The organism is Streptomyces sp. NPDC002911 (assembly GCF_053591835.1).
The window spans coordinates 1-7,108 of sequence record NZ_JBSFUO010000064.1 but is presented as its reverse complement, the minus strand read 5'-3'; the positions used below and the strand labels follow the sequence as shown (position 1 = coordinate 7,108).

At 67.6% G+C, this 7,108-nt stretch carries 6 protein-coding genes and 2 pseudogenes; 5 read left to right on the top strand and 3 right to left on the bottom strand.

What is annotated here, in order from left to right:
• The 5 genes and pseudogenes from ACWD04_RS33570 to ACWD04_RS33550 all read left to right on the top strand — a co-directional run.
• Positions 1-269, top strand: a pseudogene (locus ACWD04_RS33570) (IS4 family transposase); the annotation flags it as partial.
• 14 nt (positions 270-283) lie between these two features.
• Positions 284-685, top strand: a pseudogene (locus ACWD04_RS33565) (carbohydrate ABC transporter permease); the annotation flags it as partial.
• Positions 682-1,536 (top strand): carbohydrate ABC transporter permease, encoded by an 855-nt coding sequence (locus ACWD04_RS33560; RefSeq protein ID WP_451137513.1) that lies wholly within the window; start codon positions 682-684, stop codon positions 1,534-1,536. The pseudogene ACWD04_RS33565 and the gene ACWD04_RS33560, both read left to right, overlap by 4 nt.
• Before the next feature lie 39 nt (positions 1,537-1,575).
• Positions 1,576-2,790 carry a D-mannonate dehydratase ManD gene (gene manD / locus ACWD04_RS33555; RefSeq protein WP_451137512.1) on the top strand — a complete coding sequence of 405 codons (1,215 nt, stop codon included), beginning with the start codon at positions 1,576-1,578 and terminating at the stop codon, positions 2,788-2,790.
• A gap of 200 nt (positions 2,791-2,990) precedes the next feature.
• Entirely contained in the window at positions 2,991-3,647 is a 657-nt protein-coding gene (locus ACWD04_RS33550) for a GOLPH3/VPS74 family protein (protein WP_451137511.1), read from the top strand.
• A gap of 341 nt (positions 3,648-3,988) precedes the next feature.
• Here ACWD04_RS33550 and ACWD04_RS33545 read toward each other — a convergent pair whose 3' ends face one another.
• From ACWD04_RS33545 to ACWD04_RS33535, 3 genes are all read right to left on the bottom strand, one after another.
• Positions 3,989-5,434, bottom strand: a complete 1,446-nt coding sequence (locus tag ACWD04_RS33545; protein WP_451137510.1) for an aldehyde dehydrogenase family protein — start codon at positions 5,432-5,434, stop codon at positions 3,989-3,991.
• Between the two features lie 128 nt (positions 5,435-5,562).
• Complete coding sequence (locus tag ACWD04_RS33540; RefSeq protein ID WP_451137509.1) at positions 5,563-5,919, bottom strand: hypothetical protein; 357 nt, start codon at positions 5,917-5,919, stop codon at positions 5,563-5,565.
• A 5-nt stretch (positions 5,920-5,924) separates the two neighbouring features.
• Complete coding sequence (locus ACWD04_RS33535) at positions 5,925-6,707, bottom strand: phosphodiesterase (RefSeq protein ID WP_451137508.1); 783 nt, start codon at positions 6,705-6,707, stop codon at positions 5,925-5,927.
• Positions 6,708-7,108: the final 401 nt, after the last annotated feature.

The window sequence follows — 7,108 nt, the reverse complement described above, 5'->3', positions numbered from 1 at the left end:
CACCGGCTCTCCCCACCGCGCATGCCCCAGACCAGGCCGCTACCGGCCGCTGGGGGCAGGTCTGCCGGATCCTGGCGTACAACTCCAACCAGGCCATGCACGCCCGCGACATCGCAGGACATCTTGGCCTCACCACTAACGGGCGTGTGCTCAGCGGCTTCAACGCGCAGCTCTGCTACTGGACACGCAACGGCCGACTCATCCGCACGGCACCGAGTACGTACAAGATCCCTTTTCCGGAGGACTTGACAACGTCAACTGAGCCTTAACTTCGTGGCATTGGATGCTCATCGATGTCTGGCAGTGGACGCCCATGATGACCCTGCTGCTGCTCGCCGGACTGACCACTCTGCCCGAGGAACCGGAAGAGGCGGCCCGCGTCGACGGGGCGAACGGCTGGCAGCGGTTCCGGCACGTCGTGCTGCCCATGCTCGGGCCGACGCTCGCCACCGCCCTCGTGCTGCGCGCCGTCGACGCTCTCAAGACCTTCGACATCCTCTACGCCACCAAGGGTGCGGGCGGCGGCTCGGACTTCGAAGTGGAGACCCTGAACGTCTACGCCTACGGACTCACCTTCGACTACCAGGAGTACGGCCTGGCCGCCGCCGTCCTGGTCCTGTTCACGCTCTTCATCATCGGCGTCGTGGTACTGCTGCGCCGCCGGGGCGGAAGGAAGACCGCATGAGTGCCACCGTCACCCCCGTACCCGTCCCGGCACATCTGCGCCGACGCACCGCCCGCTCGTGGCTGCGCGGCATCGCGATCGCCCTCGTGACGCTCGTCTTCGCGCTGCCCCTGGTGTGGATGTTCGCCGCCGCGTTCAAGACCAACGTCCAGGTGACCGATCCGTCCGTGGGTCTGTGGTTCAGCCCCACCCTCGAGAACTTCCGGAACATCGTGGAGGCCGGGCAGATCCTGCGGTCCATGGGCAACTCACTGCTGGTCGGCGTGGTCTCCACCGTGCTCTCCGCGGTCATCGCGGTGCCCGCCGCCTGGGCGGTCGGACGGTTCGACATGCACCGCACCGGGTCGCTGATCCTCGTCGCGCGCATCGTGCCGGCGATCTCCCTGCTCGTCCCCTGGTACTACCTGTTCGCGCAGATGGGCCTCGTCGGCTCCTACACCGTGCTGATTCTCAGTCAGATGTTCGTCTCCGTCCCGCTCATCATGTGGGTCATGATCAGCTTCTTCGCCGGTCTGCCGGTCGAACTGGAGGAAGCCGCGCGCACCGACGGGCTGAGCGCCTTCGGAGCCTTCTGGCGCATCGCACTGCCCCTCGCGGCCCCCGGGACCGCGACCGCCTCACTGCTCGCCTTCGTCTTCAGCTGGAACAACTTCATGTTCGCGCTGATCTTCGCCGACGACCGCACGCAGACCGTGCCGGTGACCCTCTTCAACTTCATCTCGTACGCGAGCACCGACTGGGGCGGTCTGATGGCCGCCGCGACACTCATCACCGTCCCCGTCGTCCTGGCCGCCGTCCTCGGACAGAAGTACCTGGTGGCCGGCTTGACCTCGGGCGCCACCAAGGGCTGAACGGCCCTCACCACCGCATTCGGAAAGAAAGTACCCCCCATGAAAATTGTCGACGCGAAGGTCCTCGTCACCAGCCCCGGACGCAACTTCGTCACCCTCAAACTGACGACCGACGAGGGACTCACCGGCCTCGGCGACGCCACGCTGAACGGCCGGGAACTGGCTGTGGTCAGCTATCTCGAGGACCACGTCGTACCCCTCCTCATCGGCCTCGACCCGCACCGCATCGAAGACACCTGGCAGTACCTGTACCGCGGCGCCTACTGGCGGCGCGGGCCGGTGACGATGGCCGCGATCGCCGCCGTCGACGTCGCCCTGTGGGACATCAAGGCGAAGGCCGCGGGCCTCCCGCTCTACCAGCTTCTCGGCGGCGCGAGCCGGGACCGCGTGGGCACCTACGGCCATGCCAACGGCCGGGACATCCCCGAGCTCCTCGATTCGGTCCGGGCTCGCCTCGCCGAGGGCTACCCCGCCGTCCGGGTGCAGTCGGGCATCCCGGGACTGAAGGCGGTCTACGGCGTGTCGAGCACGGACGCCAGCGGCGCCCCCGTGCTGCACCAGCAGGTCCGGCCGCTGGTGGAGGACTGGGACACCGACGCCTATCTGCGTCACATGCCGGCCGTGCTGGAGGCCGTGCGCGCCGAGTTCGGCCCCGATCTGCCCCTCCTGCACGACGCACACCACCGGCTCACCCCCCTCCAGGCCGCCCGCCTCGGCAAGGACCTGGAGCCCTACCGGCTCTTCTGGCTCGAGGACTGCACGCCCGCCGAGAACCAGGAGGCTCTGCGCACGGTCCGCCGCCACACCACCACGCCGCTGGCCATCGGTGAGGTCTTCAACACGGTGTACGACTACCAGACCCTGGTCACCGAGCAGTTGATCGACTACGTACGTTCCGCTGTCACGCACTTCGGAGGGGTCACTCCGCTGCGCAAGCTCTTCGACTTCGCCGCGCAGTACCAGATCAAGAGCGCGATTCACGGGCCGGAGGACATCTCCCCGGTCGGCATGGCAGCCGCCGTCCACCTCGACCTCGCCGTACACAATTTCGGTATCCAGGAGTACTCGGGCCACACTCCGCTCACCGAGGAGGTGTTCCCCCACGCGTACAGCTTCACGGACGGATACCTGCACCCGGGCGAAGCACCGGGCATAGGGGTGGATCTGAACGAGGAGCTGGCGGCCGCGCACCCCTACGAGGCGGCGTACCTCCCGGTCAACCGGCTGCACGACGGGACGGTCCACGACTGGTGACCTCGCCGGGGGCGAGCTGGCAGCACTCCCCCGTCGCGGGTCGCGGACCGGGCCCACGGGACTTTCATGACGTGTGTCATGAAAGTCCCGTGACAGTACGCACTGCTCCACCTGCCGGTCCGAGGTTAGCTTGGGCAGAGGCCCGACCCCTTGGGGCTGTCCCGACGCCTACGGTTGGACAGAGAACGATGCAGAACGACATGCTCATTGTCGAAGATCTGACGCTGTTGATGATCGACGACAAATCGGGGGCGATCGCCGGGGCCGGCACGCTGTACTACACCCAGGGCGGCGCCGTCCTCGTCGAGCTCGGCCGCGGCGGACACGTCACGGTCGACGAGAGCGACCAGGGCCTGAACGGTCTGAAGGTGCACGCCGTCGCCGGCGATCCGCTACCGGACCCCGTGCTCCGGGCCGCCCACGAGAAGGTCTCCGAGCGAGTGCGAGGTGTCCAGACCCTCCTCATCGAGATCGGCACCGGGTTGCGCGAGACCGTTCTGGACCGGCTCGTCGAGCGAGGCCTGCTGCGTCGGCAGAGCAGGAAGACGCTCGGTCTGTTCCGCACGACGTCGACGACGGCCGCGGACACCAGGCACAAGGAAGCCCTCGTGGAAAACGTCCGCTCCGTCCTGGTCGACGGCGAGGAACCCGATGCCCGTACAGCGGCGTTGATCGGGCTGCTCGCCGCGAGTGGCACTCTGCCGAGCCTGCACCGCTCCATCCCATGGTCGGGCAAGGTCTACACGCGTGCGAAGGAGCTGGAGCAGGGCAGCTGGGGCGCCGAGGCGGTGAACACCGCTGTGATGCGGACGGTGGCAGCGATCTCCGCAGGGAGCGTCATCGCAGTCACCGGCTAGAGCCGGTACCACCGGCGTCATATTCCGCTGACTTTCCGCACAGACGGTGTGAGGAGCGCGCACCTGTTCCCGCACTGCCCGCCCCAGGCATGGCTGAAGGACACGTCCGCCGGCGCGGGGAAATGCCTCGGCGGCCTGCGCCCGGCCAGCTTGCCGAAGGTGGCCGGCCGCTCCGTGAGGCGCTCGTCGGTGCGGCTTGCCGGCGCAGCAGCGGCCGGTAGGCGGGGTCCTGCAGAACGCGGCTCAATGGGCTCCTTGTGTGCGCGGGCCGGCCTGAGACGCGGCTCTGCCACGCGCGGGGCGTAAACCGGGCCGGACACCAGGGACGTCCAATTCTCGGCTCAGAGGCTGATGACCCCCGTGCGGGTGTCGGTCATATCCATCAGCGTCCACTTGCCGCCGATACGGCCCCAGCCGGTGGAGCGGGCGCCTGCACCGCCGAACGGCATGTTGATGTCCCACCAGTTGTTGGACTCGTTGACGATGACCTGCCCGACTTCCATCTCCTCGAGGAAGCGGAACGCGGAGGCCATGCTGCGGGTGAAGACGGCGCCTTGCAGGCCGAGCGCGTCGTCGTTGGCGATGCGCAGCAGATCGTCCTCATCGCGGCCGGTGATGATTGGCACGACCGGCCCGAACGACTCCTCCTTGGACAGCAGGCTGTCTTCCGGCACCCCGTCCACCACGGTGAACTCGTAGTACAGATCGGTGGGCATGCCCTCGCGGCGGCGGCCGCCGGTGAGGATCCGCGCGCCGCGCTCGCGGGCATCGGCCATGTGCCGGTCCATCTTGGCCGCCACGCCCTCGTTGTTGAGCGGGCCGAGCATCGTCTTCTCGTCGAGCGGGTCGCCGAGGGTGACGCGCTGCGACTCGCGCAGCACCGCCTCCACGAACGCGTCATGCACGTCCTGGTGCACGACGACGCGCTCGGTGGCGCAGCACACCTGGCCCGCGCAGGGGTAGGCGCCGTCGACGGCGGCCTTCGCGGCGGCGTCGATATCGGCGTCGGCGAGGACGACGAGCGGGCCGTTGCCTGAGCACTCCATCAGCGAACGCTTCAGACCGGCGGCGGCCTGGATCTTCGCGCCGGTGGCGGAGGAGCCGATGAAGCCGATGGCGTGGATGCCGGGGTTGCGGACCAGCGCGTCACCGAAGGCGCCGTCGCCGGGCAGGATGCTGACCAGGCCGTCGGGCAGACCCGCCGCGGCGAGCGCCTCCATGGCCTTCAGCACGGTCAGCGGGGTGTTCTGCGGCGGCTTGACGATCAGGGCGTTGCCAGTGGCAAGGCCCGGGGCGGCGAACTCCGAGAACATCAGCAGCGGAAAGTTCCAGGGCGTGATGATGCCCCAGGTGCCCACCGGTCGGTGGAATGTAAACATCCGCTTGCGGTTGTCGCGGGAGAGCAGAGTCTCGCCGTTCAGCCGCACCGCGTCCTCGGCGTGCAGCCGGAACAGCTCAGCAGTCTCGGTGATGTCGGCGACCGACTCCGCGAGGGGCTTGCCCTGCTCGAGCGTCTGCAGCCGGGCAAGCTCGTGGCGCCGTTTGTCGATCTCGTCCGCGATGCGGCGGCACGTCTCGGCGCGCTCCCAGACGTTGGTCCTGGCCCACTCGCGCTGCGCGGCGTGCGCGGCCGTCACGGCGGCCTCCAGATCGGCCTGCACCGGGCGCGGGAAGGTGCCGACCATCTCGCCGGTCGCCGGGCTCAGCACCTCGTAAACGTCGCTGCCGGCGCCGTCGGTGAAGCCACCGTTGATGAACAGCTGCTGGGACGGAGGCGGGGTGGGCATGACGGGTCCTCTCAGCGTGTAGAACATTGCGGCAGATCAAACATCAGCAGATAGAGGCCGTCAAGACTGCCGAAACAGCAACTAGAAAAGTGCAAGATTGCTTATGCAGCAATCTTGATGCTTGGTTTTCAGTGGTTCTGTAAGAGCCGAATGCCAATTTCAGCCGACGTCCCCACCGAGCCCCCTGTGGATGCCGAACCGCCCGTCCTCGCCGCGAAGATCCGCTGGTACGACGGCTTCGCGATGGCGCTGACCCTGCCCGCGGCCCTGATCGCCTCGCTCGGCGCGTCCGTCATCGAGTACGGGCCGAGAAGGCGTACTTCGACCCGGTCGACTACCGCGAGCGCCACGCCGTCGAGTGCGGAGTCAACCGCCGCGAGAGACACCGTGCCGTGGGCACCCGGTACGACGAGCTCGCCGTCCGCTATGAAGCGACGGTGCTGGTCGCAGCCATCGATGAGTGACTGCGACCGGCCCCACCGCACGTTCGCTAGAAGCAGGCAATCGGTGCCGCGGCGTGGCTGACGGAGACGGTATGGGTGACCCAGGAGGGGCCGCTGAGGAGGTGGAGGAGGAAAGAGGTCGGCTCCGAAAGGTAGTTGGGTACGCCGTCACGGAGGGCCAGGCCACTTTGAAGATGGGTGCTGGGGGCTGTGGCCAGGATGCTGCCCGCAAAAGCGGCGGTGATGGGGCGGTGCACGTGGCCTGCCAGGACTCGGGCGACGTTGCCGTGCCGGATGAGTATGTCGGCCAGGTCTTCTCCGTCGTCCAGGCGCATCCCGTCCAGGAACGGGATGCCGACCGCGATCGGCGGGTGGTGCAGGCAGACGACCGCCGGGACCTCCGGCCTGCGGGCGAGGACCGCATCGAGCCACTCCAACTGGGAGACCCCCAGGTGGCCGCCAGGCGAGAGGGGGACCGAGGAGTCCAGGACGACGAGGGTGAACGCGGGGTAGTCCACCGCGTAGTGTGGCTGCGCTGCATCACCCAGGAAGCGTGTTCCGGCGAACTCCTCCAGCAGCACTTCGGAATCGTCGTGGTTGCCAGCCACCAGGTGTATCGGCAGTGGGAAGCGATCGATCACCTCGCGCAGCGCCCGGTATTCCTCCGGAACGCCACGATCGACCAGGTCTCCGGTGATTACCACGCAGTCGGGCTGCGGGTCGAGCGCGAGGATACGGCTGAGTGCCCGGTACAACCCCTCCGCGGGAGCACTGGCGAGCGGGCCGGTGGTGATGTGCGGATCACTGAGGTGTGCGATGGATGCGGTCATCCTCAAACGCTCTGACGCCAGTGCGGGTATGGCAATCAATCACGCTCTGGGCGAACTGTCGATGGTGACCGCCTCGGTAGTCACCATCGACTGAAAACGCCCATGACGAGCACTTTCGCAACGCCCTAGCTTGATCTTCAACCTGTGCGACTTGGTCGTGGGGTCGTCGGCCTCATGCTCCGCCCCCGGCACCACGACCAGCCCACCCATCATCCTCATCAACCGACACCTGCTCGCACTCCTCAGCGTCGGCGAAACCAGACCCCGCCGGCTGGAAACCTGAACCCCCATGTGCGAAGTCACCGGCTAGCCTCGCCGTTTCGGTTGGGGCGATGAGGTGTCGTTGAGGGGGAACTGCCTGGTGGCTGACGCGTTTTCGGTGTTCGGACATGGTGGAGACC

Bases quoted from the DNA above. Each gene is read 5' to 3' on its own strand.
- ACWD04_RS33560 (WP_451137513.1), top strand. From the start codon at position 682: ATGAGTGCCACCGTCACCCCCGTACCCGTCCCGGCACATCTGCGCCGA.
- manD (WP_451137512.1), top strand. From the start codon at position 1,576: ATGAAAATTGTCGACGCGAAGGTCCTCGTCACCAGCCCCGGACGCAAC.
- ACWD04_RS33550 (WP_451137511.1), top strand. From the start codon at position 2,991: ATGCTCATTGTCGAAGATCTGACGCTGTTGATGATCGACGACAAATCG.
- ACWD04_RS33545 (WP_451137510.1), bottom strand. From the start codon at position 5,434: ATGCCCACCCCGCCTCCGTCCCAGCAGCTGTTCATCAACGGTGGCTTC.
- ACWD04_RS33535 (WP_451137508.1), bottom strand. From the start codon at position 6,707: ATGACCGCATCCATCGCACACCTCAGTGATCCGCACATCACCACCGGC.